General features: G+C 52.9%; 16 protein-coding genes. 11 read left to right on the forward strand and 5 right to left on the reverse strand.

Annotation, left to right across the window (positions count from 1 at the left end; translation table 11 throughout):
* Positions 1–123 precede the first annotated feature (123 nt).
* The 3 genes from ACT3TR_RS11505 to ACT3TR_RS11515 all read left to right on the forward strand — a co-directional run bounded on the left by ACT3TR_RS11505 (position 124) and on the right by ACT3TR_RS11515 (position 2810).
* Positions 124–1059 (forward strand): 2-hydroxyacid dehydrogenase, encoded by a 936-nt coding sequence (locus ACT3TR_RS11505; protein ID WP_096278414.1) that lies wholly within the window; start codon positions 124–126, stop codon positions 1057–1059.
* A gap of 92 nt (positions 1060–1151) precedes the next feature.
* Positions 1152–1877, forward strand: a complete 726-nt coding sequence (locus ACT3TR_RS11510; RefSeq protein WP_225734289.1) for a hypothetical protein — start codon at positions 1152–1154, stop codon at positions 1875–1877.
* Positions 1878–2810, forward strand: a complete 933-nt coding sequence (locus tag ACT3TR_RS11515; RefSeq protein WP_444625143.1) for a lysine exporter LysO family protein — start codon at positions 1878–1880, stop codon at positions 2808–2810. It abuts the gene before it with no gap.
* Here the strand turns inward: ACT3TR_RS11515 and nanR are convergent.
* Complete coding sequence (gene nanR, locus ACT3TR_RS11520; RefSeq protein WP_444625142.1) at positions 2807–3517, reverse strand: transcriptional regulator NanR; 711 nt, start codon at positions 3515–3517, stop codon at positions 2807–2809. The genes ACT3TR_RS11515 and nanR overlap by 4 nt on opposite strands.
* A gap of 231 nt (positions 3518–3748) precedes the next feature.
* Between nanR and ACT3TR_RS11525 the strand changes: the two genes are divergently transcribed.
* From ACT3TR_RS11525 to ACT3TR_RS11555, 7 genes are all read left to right on the forward strand, one after another.
* The gene (locus ACT3TR_RS11525) at positions 3749–4576 is read left to right on the forward strand and encodes a phosphogluconate dehydrogenase C-terminal domain-containing protein (protein WP_217990275.1); all 828 of its coding nucleotides are present in this window, start codon (positions 3749–3751) and stop codon (positions 4574–4576) included.
* A gap of 67 nt (positions 4577–4643) precedes the next feature.
* Positions 4644–5630: a TRAP transporter substrate-binding protein gene (locus tag ACT3TR_RS11530; protein ID WP_444625141.1), complete on the forward strand. Its 987-nt coding sequence runs from the start codon at positions 4644–4646 to the stop codon at positions 5628–5630.
* Positions 5631–5695: 65 nt separating this feature from the next.
* Entirely contained in the window at positions 5696–6226 is a 531-nt protein-coding gene (locus tag ACT3TR_RS11535) for a TRAP transporter small permease (RefSeq protein ID WP_441685724.1), read from the forward strand.
* Positions 6223–7497 carry a TRAP transporter large permease gene (locus ACT3TR_RS11540; RefSeq protein ID WP_441685726.1) on the forward strand — a complete coding sequence of 425 codons (1275 nt, stop codon included), beginning with the start codon at positions 6223–6225 and terminating at the stop codon, positions 7495–7497. Before ACT3TR_RS11535 ends, ACT3TR_RS11540 begins: the two co-directional genes overlap by 4 nt.
* An 18-nt stretch (positions 7498–7515) precedes the next feature.
* Positions 7516–8784, forward strand: a complete 1269-nt coding sequence (locus ACT3TR_RS11545; protein WP_096278400.1) for a ribulose-bisphosphate carboxylase large subunit family protein — start codon at positions 7516–7518, stop codon at positions 8782–8784.
* Positions 8781–10118, forward strand: coding sequence for a four-carbon acid sugar kinase family protein (locus ACT3TR_RS11550; RefSeq protein ID WP_444625140.1), 1338 nt, complete (start codon positions 8781–8783; stop codon positions 10116–10118). Before ACT3TR_RS11545 ends, ACT3TR_RS11550 begins: the two co-directional genes overlap by 4 nt.
* Positions 10119–10205: 87 nt before the next feature.
* Positions 10206–11435 carry a nucleoside recognition domain-containing protein gene (locus tag ACT3TR_RS11555; protein WP_096278396.1) on the forward strand — a complete coding sequence of 410 codons (1230 nt, stop codon included), beginning with the start codon at positions 10206–10208 and terminating at the stop codon, positions 11433–11435.
* Positions 11436–11568: 133 nt separating this feature from the next.
* Here the strand turns inward: ACT3TR_RS11555 and attM are convergent, their stop codons facing one another.
* Both attM and ACT3TR_RS11565 read right to left on the reverse strand, forming a co-directional pair.
* On the reverse strand, positions 11569–12360 hold the full coding sequence (gene attM, locus ACT3TR_RS11560; RefSeq protein WP_176483374.1) for an AttM family quorum-quenching N-acyl homoserine lactonase: 792 nt from the start codon (positions 12358–12360) through the stop codon (positions 11569–11571).
* A gap of 66 nt (positions 12361–12426) precedes the next feature.
* Positions 12427–13590 (reverse strand): iron-containing alcohol dehydrogenase, encoded by a 1164-nt coding sequence (locus tag ACT3TR_RS11565; protein WP_444625139.1) that lies wholly within the window; start codon positions 13588–13590, stop codon positions 12427–12429.
* Positions 13591–13898: 308 nt separating this feature from the next.
* Here ACT3TR_RS11565 and ACT3TR_RS11570 point away from each other — a divergent pair, with 308 nt between their 5' ends.
* Entirely contained in the window at positions 13899–14684 is a 786-nt protein-coding gene (locus ACT3TR_RS11570; RefSeq protein WP_444625138.1) for an IclR family transcriptional regulator, read from the forward strand.
* 119 nt (positions 14685–14803) lie between these two features.
* On the opposite strand, the gene ACT3TR_RS11575 is transcribed toward ACT3TR_RS11570, so the two are convergent.
* Complete coding sequence (locus ACT3TR_RS11575; protein ID WP_444625137.1) at positions 14804–15823, reverse strand: asparaginase; 1020 nt, start codon at positions 15821–15823, stop codon at positions 14804–14806.
* Between the two features lie 39 nt (positions 15824–15862).
* The gene (locus ACT3TR_RS11580) at positions 15863–17326 is read right to left on the reverse strand and encodes an alanine/glycine:cation symporter family protein (RefSeq protein ID WP_444625136.1); all 1464 of its coding nucleotides are present in this window, start codon (positions 17324–17326) and stop codon (positions 15863–15865) included.
* Positions 17327–17422: the final 96 nt, after the last annotated feature.

Consider the following 17422-nt stretch of genomic DNA (forward strand, 5'->3'; position numbering starts at 1 on the left):
ATTATTCGTACTCTTCGCACTCTTCGGACTATGCGCACTCTTCGGGCTATGCGAGCTTGCAACGGTATTGATCGCTCACCATGATAGCCTGAGTCATCACATGCTTAGATAACGGGAGACGAGATGAAAATTGTCGTACACATTGATGAGGCTGCGCAGTGGCAAGCAGCGCTTTCTGAAGCGTTACCCCAGGCCACCGTACTGACCAGCGAGGCGCCAGCGGAAGAGCGCAAACACGCAGACTACCTCGCCATTTGGAAAGCGCCTGCTCATTTACTGCAGGAGCAGACCCAGCTCAAAGGCATCATTAATTTAGGCGCGGGAGTGGACCATCTGCTTAAAACGCCCGGGCTTCCCAGCAACGTACCGATTGTAAAGCTGCGCGATGCAGGCATGGGCGACCTGATCGCGGACTATGCGCTGTATGGCGTGCTGCATTTCTATCGCAGCATGGACCGCTACGCAGAGCAGCAGCAAAGCGCTACGTGGCAACCACAAGGGGTCGTGGAAAAATCTCAGTGGCCCGTGGGGGTGTTAGGTCTCGGCGCGATTGGTAGCTTCGTCGCCAGCGCGCTACAGCAGGCAGGTTTTCCGGTACTGGGCTGGAGCCGTTCGCCCAAAAAAATCAGCGGCGTGCACTGTTTTCACGACGATGACGGGCTAACTGAGCTGCTTGGCCAGGTGCAAAGCCTCATCACTATTTTGCCTGACACCGCCGCTACGAAAAACATTCTCAACGCCGAGCGGCTGGCCCTGCTGCCTAAAGGGGCCAGCATTATTAACCCCGGCCGCGGCAGCTTGATTGATGAACAGGCACTGCTCGAAGCGCTGGGGCACGCTGGCCAGCCGGGCCACATCCGGGGGGCACTCCTGGACGTGTTCCACGAAGAACCGCTGCCCGCCACTAATCCGCTTTGGCAGCATCCTAACGTTATCATCACGCCTCATATGGCGGGTCCTACGCCGCTTAACGATGCTATCGATCAGGTGATTTCCTATTTACATGCCTTTGAAGCGGGCGATCACCTTACAACGGTTAATCCTGATGCGGGCTACTGACGCAAGCCCCCAGCCCCGATATACTGGCGCTCGATGAACCAAGTACTAGCGAAAGGCTCTTAAGACGGTACGTTTTTTTGGAGGAAGGGCCTTTGGTCAATGTCTTAGCACGATCCGCTGCCCAACGGTTGGCAGGAGCGACACTCAGCCTGATTGGGCTTTTTTCAAGCGCTGTGGCGCTAGCGCAAAACGAGCCAACATTTAAGGATCCGCAGCCCTTTGAAGCCCAGTACCGGCTTGAAGTTCGCGGCTGGCCTGGCGCCACTATTACGCATCGGCTGTCTAACGAAGGTAGTCATTGGTTAAGCGATATGCGCTTTTCGATTGCCGTCGTGCGCGGCCAGGAACTCAGTCGCTTTTCACTCCGCGACGACACCGCTCACTCACTGCTTTATAGCAGCAGCTATTCCCTGCTGGGCATGGGCGATAGCTATCAGCTAAACGAGAGTGAGATACCCACCTTGGACCGTCAAACGGCGCTGTTTGACCTGTCAAGACGTGCGGGTCACGAAAACTGCACCGAAAGCACGCCCTGCGAGATTGAGTTTGTGGATAACAAAGGGCGCGATGAGCATTTTCAGTACTATGTTGAGAAGCAACTCATTACCGACCCGACAAGCATGGGATTACCCGCCGGTGAGTTTGAGGCACTGGAAGTCTCTCTGATTGATATTGAGAAGCCTGATCGCCTTCTAAAACTCAGCTTTCACCCCGACTGGCCCGGCCTGATTCTCTCAGCCGTATACCAAAAAGAGGGTAGCCGCGAAACACAGCTGACATTAACTAACTTCAATCCAAATGGGGGCACGGCACCCTAAATGCTTTCGGGTTTACTGATTGTTTTACTCCCGCTGATACTGGGCTACCTGGTTCCGGTTCGTTCTACCCGCGTACAGAGCCAAATAAACCGGGCCGTTAGCGGCTCGGTTTATTTGATTCTGCTGTTTATGGGTATTAGCTTGGCGGGTCTTGAAAATCTCATCAGCCAGCTTTCTCGCTTAGGCGGCAATGCGCTGCTGCTGTTTAGCATTACCACGCTATTTAACCTATCGGCGCTTTGGTGGCTATCGCAGCGCTTGCCTCTGCATACCGCTAATTCACCGGTGGTAAAAAATGCCCCCACCAGCAAGCTAGCGGCGATGCAGGGCTCGCTATGGCTGGTCGCGGTGGTGGCCGGTGGCGTTACCGCTGGCCTATTGGCAGGCCCCTACGTTGGCGAAACGCTGTTCAACACCGCTGATTTACTCGCCGAGTGGGTGCTCTATGTGCTGCTGATATTGATTGGCTGTCAGCTGCGCAATTCCGGCATGCCGCTAAAACAGATACTGCTTAACAAGATGGGGCTGGCGATTGCCGTTACGCTAGCGCTCAGCTCATTGCTCGCCGGCTTAGTCGCCGCCCCGCTGCTGTCGCTGAGTTGGAATGAAGGCCTTGCCATGGCATCAGGCTTTGGCTGGTATTCACTTTCCGCCATTCTTATCGGTGACCAGCTAGGCCCGCTAATGGGCGGCGTAGCGTTTTTCAACGACCTCACTCGCGAGCTTCTCGCCTTTATCTTGATTCCGCTGGTGATTCATCGCCACACCGCACTTGCTATCGGCTACGGCGGTGCAACCTCGATGGACTTCACGCTGCCCGTGATCCAGCAGCACGGCGGCGTAGCCTGCGTGCCCATTGCCGTGGTCAGCGGGTTTATCCTCTCGCTGCTCTCCCCACCGCTTATTCTGTTCTTTCTTTCGCTCTCGGGTTAGCTATTCAAGCAATAGAGCAGCCGCGCGCGTTCTAAGTGTTTGCGCATTTCCTCTACGGCAGCCGCCTTCTCCCCCTGCTCGATACAGTCAATAATTTTGGCGTGCTCAAGCAAGGTAATGTCCTCGTTGCCTTCCCAGTGCAGCAAACTAGCATGAAATCGCGCTAGCCAACCCAGCATGGATTGGCTAGTTGCTATAAAAATCGGATTACGAGTAATTCCGGCAATGGCGGTATGAAACGCCATATCGATCTCGATAAAGGCTTGAGCATCTCCATTTAAATGCCCGCATTGTTGCTCTAACAACTCTCTCAAATGAGCAATGTCTGCCACAGAGGCCTGTCCTATCGCCTTCTCCACCATACCCAGCTCAAAGAATGTGCGCGCCTCTTTCAGTTGTTCAAGCGACTGAGACGAGCTAGCGAGCATATGACGAGCGGTTAAATCAATCTGCGACATCAGTCCCATCGCCGTCGGCTGCAGTACTTTAGGGCGCTGGCCGTGATTAATTTCGACAAGCCCAATACGTTCAAGCGTTTGCATCGCCTCACGAATTGCCGGTCTTCCCACACCGTAGCGGTCCATCAGCTCGCGCTCAGAAGGTAGCGTATCTCCAGGCTTGTATTGGCCCGACTCTACCATTTCATAAAGCCGATCAAACACCTCATCTGACAGCTTGCGACGAGTAATTTTAGGGGCTGGTTGCACGGCAATTTCTCCTCACAAGCCACACAGCGACTTGGTTATCCAATGAACGTCAACAGTCTAGCGCTGTTGTGCTGAAAATTGGCAAAATTTACTTAAATACGACCAAAGCAGCATTTGACAGACTGATATAGATATTATGTCATCATACCAGTTACTGAGCAAAAAACTTACCCTTTTAAACCTCAGCGAACTTATCGCTAACGCCATACAAAACCTTCACTGGAGTCTTCTATGACCAACATTGCCCTTATCGGCGCAGGCGGAAAAATGGGTTACCGCCTGTCGAGCAACTTAAAACAGTCAGGTTACACCGTCAGCCATGTGGAATTGAGTGACGCTGGTCGCCAGCGCCTATCAGAAGGCCTGGGTATCAGTTGCGTAGATGCCCAACAGGCTGTGCCTGATGCTCAGGTGGTGATACTAGCGGTTCCAGATACGCTGGTGGGGCGCGTTGCTGAAGAACTATCGCCACTAATGGCCAGCGGCACTATGGTCATTACACTCGATGCCGCCGCCCCTTTTGCTGGCCACCTGCCCAACCGTGACGATCTGGTCTACTTCGTCACGCACCCTTGCCACCCACCGATCTTCAATGATGAAACAGATCTAGATGCCAAGCGCGATTACTTTGGCGGGGCCAAGGCTAAGCAACACATTGTCAATGCGCTGATGCAAGGACCTGAAGAACTCTATCCACTGGGCGAAGCGATTGCTAAGACCATCTATGCACCGGTTGTTCGCTCTCACCGTGTCACAGTCGAACAGATGGCACTTCTTGAACCTGGTCTTTCGGAAACGGTATGCGCCACGCTACTGGTGGTCATGCGGGAAGCAATGGACGAAGTCGTCGCCCGCGGCGTTGACCAGCAGTGCGCACGCGACTTCTTGCTAGGCCACATGAATATTCTGGCTGCCGTTATTTTCGATGAGCAGCCAGGCGTTTTCTCCGATGCCTGCAACAAGGCGATTGAGAATGGTAAACCGCAATTGATGCGTGATGACTGGAAGCGCGTATTTGAGCCTGAAGAAATTGCCGAAAGCATTCGCCGTATCACCTGACCCTGTTTGCTTAACAACGCTTTAGCAACATCACACCAACACTAATTACAACAATTTGGAGTATAAGATGATGACCTTCCGACTCAACCAAGTCTCTGCCGCCATCGCCGCCACCATTGCTCTGGCTGCTAGTACTTCGTCTTTTGCGGTACAAGAGATGAACCTTGCGTTCACACCCCCGCTTAACTCCCATTATGGCGAAGCCGGTCAAGCGTTTGCTGACGAGGTAGACCGGCTTAGCGACGGAGAGTTTAAAATCAACCTGCGCCCTGCCAGCGCCTTAGGCGGTGAACGAGACGTCCTGGAAGGGCTGCAAATCGGCTCTGTTGAGCTGACACTGACCTCAACCGGTCCTATCGGCAATTTCGTACCCTCTGTTTACGCCCTCGATTTTCCTTTCCTGTTTCGCGATTACGACCACGCCCACAAAGTACTCGATGGCGAGATTGGCCAGTCGTTGTTGGACGAGTTTGAAGACGAAGGCTTGATTGGCCTGGCATGGGCCGAAAACGGCTTTCGGCACTTGACCAATAGCAGGCGCCCGGTTGAAACACCTGGAGATATGGAAGGCATGAAGATCCGCACCATGGAAAATCAGGTGCATCTTGAAACCTTCAAGGCGCTAGGCGCTGCACCAACACCTATCTCCTGGACAGAAGTCATTACAGCCCTTCAGCAGGGCACCATCGATGGCCAGGAAAATCCGATTCCCATTCTAACGGTAAACAGCATGTGGGAGATCCAGGACTACCTAACGCTCACAGGCCATGTTTACTCCCCCACAGCATTAGTGATGTCGAAAATATATTGGGATGATCTCAATGAAGAGCAGCAGGGCTGGTTTCGCCAAGCCGCACAAGTAGCTGCCCAAACCTCACGCGATGCCGTCCAGCGCATTGAGGAGGAAGGTGTGGAGTTGCTGCGTAGTAATGGCATGGAAGTCGTCACCGAGATTAATTACGAGCAGTTCCGGGAGGCTGTTGAGCCTGCCTACGAGCGCTATGCCGAGCAGTATGGTAGTGAGCTTCTAGAGCGTATTCGCGCAACCGAATGAGTAGCCCTCTGCTGCGTGCCTCCTCACGGGGAGGCACCTCTTCTCCAACGATGAGGTTGTCGCTTATGTTGTCGTTTCTGAACACCTTGACCCTGGGCCTCATTAAGCTAGCCCATAATCTTGCCGCGCTCCTTCTCGCCCTGGCAGTCGCATTAGTCGCGTACCAGGTGTTTACTCGCTTTATTCTCGGCGATCCGGCCGCCTGGTCAGAAATCCTGGCACGCGGTTTCATCATCTGGAGCGTTTTTCTGGTCAGCGCAGCTGCATTTTGGTATGGCGCCATGATCTCTATTGATCTTTTTCTGGACCGCCTGCCGCCGCGCTTACGTATCTTTGGCCAGCGTCTGGTATGTACTGCCGTCCTAACGCTGCTGACGATTCTGGTCTGGCAAGGCTATCTGATTACGCTGCGTGTTTCTGGTCAACAAATCGCCATGCTTGCAATCCCCATGTCATGGTTTTATGCCGCGATCCCCACTGGCTGTGCCGTCGCCATCGTCGCTGTGGTGACACGCCAGCTTTGCGCCGAATATCAGCATCATCTAGGCCAACACCAAGCAAAGCCTATCTGTTCTGATGCAGGAGAAACCCCATGAATCTGGCGATCGGCTCAGCGTTGATCGCGCTGTTTGCGCTGTCGATACCTATTGCGGTTGCCATCGCCTTAACCGCAGTGATTGGTCTTTACTTCTTCAGCAGCGTTCCCCTCCTGGTCGTTCCCCAACGTATGTTTGTGGGATTAGATAGCTTTCCGCTTATGGCAGTTCCATTTTTTATCTTGGCCGGCCATATCATGAGCAATGGCGGCATCGCCGCCAGGATGGTGGAATTTGCCCGCTCGCTGGTTGGTGGTATTCAAGGTGGTCTCGCCTGTACCTGTGTAGTGACCTGCATGATGTTTGCAGCTATCTCAGGCTCCAGCGTGGCAACCACTTTTGCGATTGGAGCCATCTTGATTCCTGCCATGGTAGCTAGGGGCTATCCGGCACCTATGGCCGCCTCTATCCAAGCCTCTTCTGCTGAGCTGGGCATTATCATTCCTCCATCAGTGCCATTGATTCTCTACGGTGTCAGCACAGAAACCTCTATTACTCAGCTATTTCTTGCTGGTTTTGGGCCAGGCCTATTGATCGGCCTTGCTCTGATAATGATGGTCATCATTTGGTGCCGCATCAAAGGCTACGGCACCCACGATGGCGATTTACGCTCGCCCGCCTGGCCCGCCTTCAAGAGAGCCTTTCTTGCTCTATTGATGCCGGTGATTATTATCGGCGGCATCTACGGTGGCATATTTACCCCCACAGAGGCCTCGGCGGTTGCAGTGTTGTACGGTCTGTTTCTAGGAATGGTGGTATACCGAACTATAAAGCTTGGCGACCTACCGCGTATTTTTCGCGAGAGTGCTCTTTCTGCAGGATCGATCATGCTGATTATCGCCGCGGCTTCCATTCTCAGTTTTGTGATTGGACGTTCAGGCTTGGCCAGTGATATTGGTGCCTGGGCACAGAGCACCTTTGATAACCGCTACACCTTCCTATTGGCTATCAACATGCTGCTGTTACTGGTTGGCATGTTTATCGAGACCTCTGCGGCCATTTTGATTCTTGCTCCCATCTTGGCTCCGATCGCGATTGGTTTCGGCATCGACCCAGTGCACTTTGGGATCGTAGTCGTGGTGAATTTGGCCTTGGGAATGTTCACTCCGCCATTGGGGGTCAATTTATTTGCCGCTGCCCAGGTAGCTAAATTGCCCGTTGAGCAACTGTTCCGATTTTTGCTTCCCCCAGTATTTACCATGATCACCTGCCTGATGCTGATTACCTATGTACCGATGATTTCGCTCTTTATACGCGACCTTCTGTTTTGATCTGCCGGAGCCTTATTGATGAGCACACGCATTTACGCCCACTACATGATTGAAACTCCTTATCACGTTGAGCATGCCGCAAACGTGATGGCAGGAGAGCAGTCCTCAGGCACTTTCACCCGCCTTGCCAACGAAACAGATGCCTTACGTGAAGCTCATGGTGCAATCGTCGAGAGTATCGAGATGTTGGACGCGCTCGATGCCCCCTCGCTACCCATGCGTGCTGATCTAGCGCCTCAAGGTCATACCCTTTTCCAACGCGCTCGAGTAAAGCTCTCATGGCCACTGGAAAATATGGGGCCTTCACTGCCGAACCTAGTATCGACCGTGGCCGGCAACCTGTTTGAGCTGAAAGAGTTTTCTGCGTTGAAATTACTCGATATCGAGTTGCCCGATTCCTTCGCAAGCGTTTACCCCGGCCCTCAGTTCGGAATAACGGGTACCCGGCAACTCTCCGGCATTTCCAGCGGCCCTATGATCGGCACGATAATCAAACCCAGTGTGGGCCTCTCCGTCGCTGAAACTGCCAATATGGTGGAGCAACTCGTGGTGGGTGGCATCGATTTCATCAAGGACGATGAGTTACAGGCCAACGGACCCCATAACCCGCTGCGGGCACGTGTCGATGCCGTCATGCCAATCATCAACGCCCATGCGGAGCGTACCGGTAAAAAGGTCATGTACGCCTTCAATATCAGTGGCGATATCGACGAAATGCGCGCCCAGCACGACTATGTGGTGGCTGCCGGTGGCACCTGTGTCATGGTGGCAGTGAACAGCGTCGGTTTAGCAGGTGTGACATACCTCCGCCGTCATTGCGAAGTAGCCCTGCATGGCCATCGTGCAGGCTGGGGCATGTTCAGCCGATCTCCACATGTAGGAATGGCGTTTACGGCCTACCATAAATTATGGCGCTTAGCGGGGGTCGATCATATCCATGTGAATGGCCTGCGCAACAAGTTTAGCGAAGAGGACGATAGCGTCATTACTAGTGCTCGTGCCTGCCAAACCCCCATGTTCGAGACTCCAGACGCCGGCTATCAGATCATGCCGGTGTTCTCTTCAGGACAAAGCGCTGCCCAAGTCACTGATACTTATCAAGCGCTCGGAAATAGCGACCTTATTTACTGTTGCGGAGGCGGCATCATGGCTCATCCCGGTGGCATTGCAGGCGGAGTAGCCAGTCTGCGCCAAGCATGGCAAGCGGCCATGACAGACATTCCCATGGCGACCTATGCCCGCGAACACCGCGAACTTGCCCAAGCCATAGAGGCTTTTGGCCAATGAGCACCTCTCTACTTCTCTCCTACTATGGCGATGATCTCACAGGCTCCACCGATGTGATGGAAGCACTGAGCCTGCACGGAGTAAAAACGGTGCTTTTTCTGGCACCTCCCACGGCGCAGCAGCTGGCTCCTTTCGCCAGCTATACTGCCGTAGGCTTGGCGGGCACTAGCCGCAGTGAATCTCCCGAGTGGATGGAGTCTCACCTCCATAGTGCGCTCACCTGGTTGAAATCACTCGATGCAACGATTTGTCACTATAAGGTGTGCTCAACGTTCGACAGCGCCCCGACGATTGGCAGCATCGGGAAAGCGCTGGAAATAGGAAAATCGCTATTCAAGCAGCGCTCGGTGCCTCTGGCGATTGGCGCACCGCAGCTCAAACGCTACACCGTATTCGGACAACATTTCGCTGCCTTCGATAGCGAAATACATCGAATTGATCGTCATCCTGTGATGTGCAGGCACCCTGTAACACCTATGAAAGAGGCAGACTTGAGGCATCATCTGGCGCAACAGACCCTGCTCTCCATCGGTCTAGCAGATGTTCTTTGTCTCGACTCAACCGATACCGACACTCGCGTCGATCAGCTCATGCAAGAAAATGACGTAGTATTGTTCGATACGCTGACCCACGACCAACAGGCTGAGGTTGGTACACAGCTATGGCGAACGTGTTCCCCTAAAGGAAGCTTCGTGGTCGGCTCCTCTGCCGTGGAGTACTCTCTAGTAAGCACTTGGCGTAGGCAGATGTTGATCCCCGAAAACCCGCCGCGCTTCTCTTCACCTGGGGCAGTTGAGCAGTTAGCAGTAGTATCCGGCAGTTGCTCAGAAGTGACGGCACGGCAAATTCGCAGCGCAGAAGCCAATGGCTTTCGCGTAATTGCCCTCGATGTCGTCCAGCTGATCAACGAACGTACCCATGCAGAGGCCATGTACCTGGCTCAGGAAGCCGCTAATGAGGCGCTCAGCCAAGGCAAAAGCGTCATTGTATATACCGCAATGGGCCCCAACAGTGATGCAGAGGCCGTGCATCAGGGAGGAGAAAGAGCGCGCCACCTTATTGGCCGTTCGCTGGGCCAGCTATTGCGCCAGATGGTGTACGCGCACGGGCTTGAGCGCGTAGTGATCGCAGGCGGTGACACATCAAGTCATGCTCTCAACCAGCTTGCGGTACATGCTTTGACCACCCGGCTGCCTCTACCAGAAACGCCGGGGTCTCCGCTCTGCACTGCTCATAGCGACCTTCCAGCGTTCGATGGTTTGGAGGTTGCCTTGAAAGGCGGTCAGATAGGCAGCGAAAACTATTTCATGTCAATTCGTGATGGAGTCGCCTAGATCTTTGATTACAAGAGTGTTGCCGCGCCCTGAATTCGGTAGGATTAGCATCATCTTCCTTACCGTAATCCAGGATGCCCGCTCGCCATGCTCAACGGAATTTGGTTAAGCTTCTTTATCGCTGCGTTTGTAGCGTCAATGTGGCAGTGGTTGGTGGGTGGCGACGGCGAAGTGTTCGCCCGCTTAGTCCAGTCGCTTTTCGACATGGCCCGGGTAAGTGTCGACATCATTCTGGTGCTGCTCGGCACGATGACGCTATGGTTGGGATTTCTTTCGATTGCCGAAAAGGCAGGGCTGATTCGTCTGCTGGGACGAGTGCTGGACCCGCTGTTCTGTCGCTTAATGCCTGAAGTTCCTCGCGGGCATCCCGCTATGGGGCTGATCAGCATGAACTTTGCAGCTAACATTCTAGGCTTGGATAACGCCGCTACGCCTATCGGCATCAAGGCCATGCACTCGCTGCAAAGCCTGAACCCCAGCTCTGAAACCGCCAGCAACGCGCAAATTCTATTTTTGGTGCTTAATACTTCATCGCTAACGCTGCTACCGGTCACCATTTTCATGTACCGCGCCCAGCAAGGCGCCGCTGATCCCACGCTGGTATTTCTTCCTATCCTGCTAGCGACGACGGCTTCTAGTCTGGCGGGGCTTTTAGCGGTGGCCATTGTTCAGCGCATAAAGCTTTGGCAGCCGGTGGTGCTGGGCTATATCGTCGTGGCAGCGCTCTGTTTAGGCTTATTACTCACGACACTTGCGGGGATGTCGGCTCAGGCGCTGGCGGCAGCTTCCACGTTAGTGGGCAACCTTACGCTCTTTAGTATTGTAATCATGTTCCTAGTGGTAGGGGCGCTACGCGGAGTGAAGGTTTACGACGCTTTTATTGAAGGAGCTAAAGAGGGCTTAAGCTTCACTGTTACGCTGCTGCCCTACCTGATTGCCATGCTGGTCGCCGTGGGCGTGCTACGCGCCAGCGGCGTACTGGACGCAGGGCTAAGCGGCATACGCTGGATCGTCGAAGGATTTGGCTGGGATACTCGCTTTGTCGACGCCCTGCCCACCGCCTTTGTGAAGCCGCTTTCAGGGGGCGGCGCACGCGCCATGATGATTGAAACCATGGACACCTTTGGCGTAGACAGCTTTGCAGGACTCTTAGCGGCTACCCTGCAAGGCAGTACCGAAACCACTTTCTACGTGTTGGCAGTTTACTTCGGCGCGATAGGCATTACCCGTATCCGCCACGGCTTAGGCTGTGCATTAGTGGCCGATGCGGCAGGTATTATCACGGCTATAGCGGTGTGCTACTGGTTCTTTGGGTAGGTTCTCCTGCCCAGTAGCCGCGAACATCTCAAGAAGAAAATCCACCACGATGAACACAGCTTTCATGATAAAAACCGATCACCTGAAGTGCACATGCCAGCCCGAAAGCACGGGCTGGCATAATCCGTTGGTATTAATCATAATATTCTGGGGCATGCTTAAAAGTAGCCCAGGCATCCGGATCGTGACCGGTAACAACGGTTGCATTGGTTTTATCAGCGAGTGCACGTAGTTTTTGAACAGAACGGACGGTATCCACAGTCGATGCCAAAAATCCCGGCAATGCTTTTTCTTCCCAGTGATCAGTAGTGTACGCCGCATCAATTGTCAAAATCATGGGGCCGCTATTAGGCAGATTTACCTTAAACGACATATGTCCCGGCGCGTGACCAGGCGAGAAGACGGTGATCAGTGTGCCATCTCCATATATATCGTAATGATCATCTTCTGTTCCATTGAGGAACTGCCATTTCAAATCTGGCTTGTCGAAATCCTTGCGAATATACCCACCTGCTGCGAACCAATCAGGGGTAAAGGCATATTCATACTCTTCACGTTGCACGATATGCGTCGCATTCGGGAAGCGGCCAACCGCTCCTGTATGGTCCAGGTGCAAATGTGATTGCACCACATAGCGAATATCTTCCGGTTGGATCCCCATTTTTTTAAGCTGGGCGACGCAACCCTCAGACTCTTCCATCACAGGCCAATACACGTCGGTAATTCCACCCCAATGCCCAACCGGATCAGTGGCCACTTCAACGGCATTCCCACCATCAATAATGGTATGCCCCTCAGGATGGGTGATCAGAAAAAATGGAACCGGAATTTCATAATCGGCACCAGCACCTTCATTCATTTTGATATTGTGTACTTTGCATTTCAGCGAGCCGGTTTGAAACATGTAAAGTCGAATGTCAGTCATGGTTTTCACCTTTCTTGTTGTGTTGCTGGTTGAGACCAGATTTTTTAACAGTCAATTTATGAAGCCCTAATAGGCTTCGCGATAAAGTGCTAATGCGTCCTCTTCGGTCACTTCCACCGGGTTGTTCACCAAAAGACGGAGCTGTTTCATGGCATCTTTTGCCAGCATAGCCAAACTGTCTTCAGTGACATTGACATCGCGCAAACGGCGTGGAGCGCCGCTTTCATCCATCAGAGCCAGCATATGACTTACGAAGTCTTCTGAACGTGTACTAATATCGCCACCCTCGCCCGGCACGCTCATGACATCAGCCAGTTCGGCATAAAGTGGTGCCGCCACTTTAGCGTTATAACGCAAGACCGGCCCTAGCATCAGGGCGTTTGTCAAGCCATGTGGCAGGTGGTAATGTCCGCCCAGCGGATAAGCTAAAGCATGAACCGCTGCCACCGGGGAGTTGGCAAAGGCCTGCCCCGCCAGCATGGCGCCCAGCAGCATGTTTTCACGTGCTTTGCGGTTAGTACCATCTTTACATGCCGCAATCAGGTTACTGCCCAGCAGACGCAGAGCTTCGCGAGCAAGGGCATCTGACAATGGGTTTTTCTTGATTTTGGATGTATAAGCTTCGATGGCATGCACCATCGCGTCAATCCCGGTTGCTGCGGTATGTATTTGCGGCAGGCCAACCGTTAGTTCGGCATCGAGAAGGACAAAATCTGCGAAAAGTTGCCGCGAAACAACACCCATTTTAGTGGTTTCGCCAGTAGTGATGATGGAAATATTGGTAACTTCGGAGCCTGTGCCCGCGGTTGTAGGGATTAGGGCCAGCGGTAAACGTTTACCGATGACATTGCCGATTCCATACATGTCAGACAGCGGTTGTTCACTACCGACCATAACCGCCACAAGCTTGGCAATATCAAGCGATGATCCCCCACCAAGGCCAATCACAATATCAATATTTTGTGCGCGAGCCTTCTCAGCGCATTCAAGCACGACGGCCTCGGGCGGGTCGGCAACGACTTCGTCAAAAATCGAAACATCAAAGCCCAGTGTTTTTAATGTCTTTTCAACTGGCGCAATAAGCCCCGCATCAATCAGCCCACGATCCGTGACAAGCAATGCTTTGCGTTCACTAAAGCGCTCGCCGAGTAATTCACCTAGGCGAGCAGCACCGCCCCATTCGACATAAATGTCGGCAACAGTGGTGAAACCAAAAGGTGTTGTGGTCATCGTTTCCTCCATCTTGTGTTTATGTATCGGATGAACGTTTTAGGAATTGTCGAATAGCGATGCCCGTTCTAAAAGCGCTTAACACAGGCACCAACGTCTTGCCGCCATGACAGCTGTTAGCATCGTAAGAGATTAGCTTTGAAGCGAGTTCTCATTTATCCAAGATGAAGTATGCCGTTTTAAAAAGGTGTGGATGACGTTAATTTATCTTTGTTCTTTCTACAAAGTTCATCATAATGAACTTGAATCAGCAAAGTGAACTCAACAATGCATCTAAGTATCGCGTAAAGTCAATAAGGAGAAATGAGGTGAAAGGTGGTGAAGCACCCAAAGCAGGAACGACAAAGGTGCCCGCTCTGCGCCGCGCGGTTGCGATTATGGATTTTGTTTCAGCATCACCAAGGAAGCCCAAGGCTTCTGAAATAGGGCATGCTTTATCATTACCGAAAAGCACTCTTCATGGGCTTCTGTTGACGATGGTCGAAGTTGGGCTTTTAACCAAAGGCTTCGATGGAACCTTCAGTACCGGGCCACACCCTATGCGCTGGGCCAATGGTTTTTTGGCCCAAAATGATCTGGTAGACATTTTTAAAAGCTATTTTGTCGATGCCCACAGCCTTGGCCAATACACAATGACGATGACGGTGCTTGATGGAAGCGACGTTGTCTATATTGCCTGTTCCAACGCCCACTTACCGTTAGGCACAACATTTCGGATAGGCATGCGACTGCCCGCGGCCTTTACAGCGACCGGTAAAGTCTTACTGGCCGCACTTGACACATCAGCCCTGCACGAACTTTTTTCTAATCAATTTCCTGGGCCACTGACTTCGCGTAGTGTGCGCAATTTGACGAAATTACGCAGTGAACTTGATGAAACCCGTCAACGTGGTTTTTCAATTGATGACGGGCAGGTTCGCGAAGGTATGATTTGCTTGGGCACATCGCTGCATAACCATACTGGCGATACAGTTGCCGGCATGGCCATATCGCTGACCCGTAGCGAAGCAACCACCGAAGCAATTAAAGATTTAGGGCATAATTTAGTTATTGCAGGCAACGATATTTCGCGTCGTCTAGGAGCTGGATGTTAACTCCGTTGCATCACCGTATCCGCCACGGCTTAGGCTGTGCATTAGTGGCCGATGCGGCAGGTATTATCACGGCGATAGCGGTGTGCTACTGGTTCTTTGGGTAATTAATAAAGGCGGATCTAGCGTATCGTGCGAGACTCACCCCGCAAGTCGCTCTTCAGCGCTTTCTGCAAGGCGCATCCCGCTAACCCACGCCCCAATAGTACGATTAGCTTCGCTACGGCGGCTTCCAAGGTGATATCTCTTCCAGCGATTACCCCTGATTTATTTAGCTCAGAACCAGTAGCGTAAGCTCCCTGCACTACCCCACCTTGATCGCACTGTGTCACGTTAATTAATGCTACACCTCGTTCGTTGGCATCCGTTAGGGCGCTCAGCAGCTCACCTTCAAAACTGGGCGGGTTACCAACACCGTAGCTGTAGAGCACCAGTCCCCTTAAGGAGGCATCGGCCAGTAGCGCCTTGGCACGGCGCAACGACATGCCCGGATGCAGCGATAGGACAGCCACCGCATCAGGTTCAAGGTCGATAGGTACAAAACTTGGCATGCCGCTGGGAAGGGCGGCATCAACATTCAGCGTTATGCCAATGCCTAATGCTCCTAGCCAAGGAAAATTTGGTGAATCAAACGCATCTAGGCCCAGGCTGCGTACTTTGCGGGCACGGTTGCCACGCAGTAGTCTGTCGTGAAAAGACAGACTAACCTCACGGGGCGTGTCTGGATGCACCGCCAATTGCAGCGCGCTGATGAGATTATTCAACGCATCACTGCGGGGCTCGCCCAACGGAATTTGAGAGCCGGTGAAAACCACCGGCTTGTTCAGCGCATCGAGCATAAACGAAAGTGCTGCGGCGCTATACGCCATGGTATCGGTACCGTGCAACACTACAAAAGCGTCGTAAGTCTCCCAGTGGCATTCCAACTGTGCCACCAGCCGGTTCCAGGCCTCGGGCATTAGCTCTGCGCTATCAATTAAAGGCTGCATTTCAATTACATCAAATGCTGGCAGTCGGTAAGGGTCACTCAGGGCCAAATGCGCCGCTAGGCGTTCCGCCAGCCCCGCGCAGGGTACGTAGCCTTGAGGTGATGGCTGCATACCAATAGTCCCTCCGGTATAGAGTATTAGCACACGGGGCATGGGCACTCCTGATTGAGTTAATACGTGCTGAGCGAGTCCTTACTCGGCAGACGCGCTTGTTAGACGCTGCTTTAATGCTTCAGCCTCTTCAGGTTCTAGCTCCCAGGCTTTTGGATCCAGGTGGAGGTCCGGATGCTGGTTAGCGTCAAAAATCGGCTGTTTGATGCCCTGCCGACGCTGACTATCGAAGTCTTTGAGAATGCGCAAGCCGCACTTGAACAACAGGATCAGCGCAATTAGGTTGACCACGGCCAGAAGGCCCATAGTGACATCAGCAAAGCCAAACACGGTGCCCAAATCAGTGGTCGCGCCCCAACACACTAAAAGCACGATCGCCACGCGGAAGGCGTTGAATAGGTTCTGATTGTCACGACTGAAAAAATTGAGGCTGTTTTCGCCTAGGTAGTAATTGTACAAAATCGTGCTGAAAGCAAACAGCAATAGCGCCAGGCTAACAAAAGTGCGGCCCCACTCACCTACGTGTTCGGCCAGCGCTGCCTGGGTGAGGGCAATGCCCTCAACACCTGCGCCCGCCGCAGGATCGTATACGCCACTGAGCAGAATCAGGAACGCCGTGGCAGAACAAATAATGACGGTATCGATAAATACCGAAAATGCCTGCACGATACCTTGGTTGGCCGGGTGCGGCACGTAGGCGACTGCCGCCACATTGGGCGCACTACCCAGGCCCGCTTCGTTAGAGAACAGGCCGCGCTTCAAACCCATCATAATAGCCGCACCAATTCCACCACCGATCAGTGGTTCAAGGCCGAAAGCACTCTTTACAATGAGCGCAATCACACCTGGAATTTCCCCAATGTTCATGGCGATAACCAGTAGTGCGATAGCAATATAACTGATCGCCATAAAGGGCACTAAAATCTCGGAAATACGCGCAATACGCTTAATGCCACCGAAGATAATCAGGCCTACCAGCATCGCCAGAGCAATCCCGGTATACAGCACAGGCACACCGAAAGCGTCTCCAAATGAAGTCGCTACTGCGTAGGATTGAAGTGCAGTAAAGGCAAAGCCGAAGGTCAACAGCAACAGCACCGAGTAAAACGCTGCCAGCCAACGCCACTGTTTACCCAACCCTTTAACGATGTAATACGCCGGGCCACCGCGATATGTGCCATCGCCTTCGGCCTCTTTATATGTTTGCGCCAGGGTGCATTCCAAGAAACTGGTGGCCATGCCCATTAACCCCACCAGCCACATCCAAAAAATCGCGCCTGGGCCACCTAAAGTAATGGCCACCGCAACACCTGCGATATTACCACCACCTACACGCCCCGCCACCGAAAGCACCAATGCCTGAAACGAGCTTAAATGGCCGTGTTGGCTACGTTTAAAGACTTGCCCCGAACCTAGGATACGAAACATCTCACCGAAATAGCGAAACTGCACAAAGCGTGAAGCGAAGGTAAAACCGACGCCAACGCCCACCAGCAGCACTAGTAGAATCTTCCCCCACAGGAGGTCATTGAGCATATCGAGCATGGGATTCTCTCCGCGTTTTTGTATTAGCGTTATGTTTGAAAGCGCGTCGCTTTACTATCATCAAGCGCGAAGAACGTTTTACCAAGCGTGGAGCAG

The sequence above is a fragment of the Halomonas sp. AOP12-B1-6 genome (genome assembly GCF_052379225.1).
In the GTDB taxonomy this organism is placed as follows: domain Bacteria; phylum Pseudomonadota; class Gammaproteobacteria; order Pseudomonadales; family Halomonadaceae; genus Vreelandella; species Vreelandella casei.

Excerpts from the sequence above, each read along its gene's own strand:
- ACT3TR_RS11550 (WP_444625140.1), top strand. The coding sequence starts at position 8,781 with ATGAGCACCTCTCTACTTCTCTCCTACTATGGCGATGATCTCACAGGC.
- ACT3TR_RS11525 (WP_217990275.1), top strand. The coding sequence starts at position 3,749 with ATGACCAACATTGCCCTTATCGGCGCAGGCGGAAAAATGGGTTACCGC.
- ACT3TR_RS11535 (WP_441685724.1), top strand. The coding sequence starts at position 5,696 with ATGTTGTCGTTTCTGAACACCTTGACCCTGGGCCTCATTAAGCTAGCC.
- ACT3TR_RS11580 (WP_444625136.1), bottom strand. The coding sequence starts at position 17,326 with ATGCTCGATATGCTCAATGACCTCCTGTGGGGGAAGATTCTACTAGTG.
- ACT3TR_RS11540 (WP_441685726.1), top strand. The coding sequence starts at position 6,223 with ATGAATCTGGCGATCGGCTCAGCGTTGATCGCGCTGTTTGCGCTGTCG.
- ACT3TR_RS11575 (WP_444625137.1), bottom strand. The coding sequence starts at position 15,823 with ATGCCCCGTGTGCTAATACTCTATACCGGAGGGACTATTGGTATGCAG.
- ACT3TR_RS11545 (WP_096278400.1), top strand. The coding sequence starts at position 7,516 with ATGAGCACACGCATTTACGCCCACTACATGATTGAAACTCCTTATCAC.
- attM (WP_176483374.1), bottom strand. The coding sequence starts at position 12,360 with ATGACTGACATTCGACTTTACATGTTTCAAACCGGCTCGCTGAAATGC.
- ACT3TR_RS11505 (WP_096278414.1), top strand. The coding sequence starts at position 124 with ATGAAAATTGTCGTACACATTGATGAGGCTGCGCAGTGGCAAGCAGCG.
- ACT3TR_RS11530 (WP_444625141.1), top strand. The coding sequence starts at position 4,644 with ATGATGACCTTCCGACTCAACCAAGTCTCTGCCGCCATCGCCGCCACC.
- ACT3TR_RS11565 (WP_444625139.1), bottom strand. The coding sequence starts at position 13,590 with ATGACCACAACACCTTTTGGTTTCACCACTGTTGCCGACATTTATGTC.
- ACT3TR_RS11555 (WP_096278396.1), top strand. The coding sequence starts at position 10,206 with ATGCTCAACGGAATTTGGTTAAGCTTCTTTATCGCTGCGTTTGTAGCG.
- ACT3TR_RS11515 (WP_444625143.1), top strand. The coding sequence starts at position 1,878 with ATGCTTTCGGGTTTACTGATTGTTTTACTCCCGCTGATACTGGGCTAC.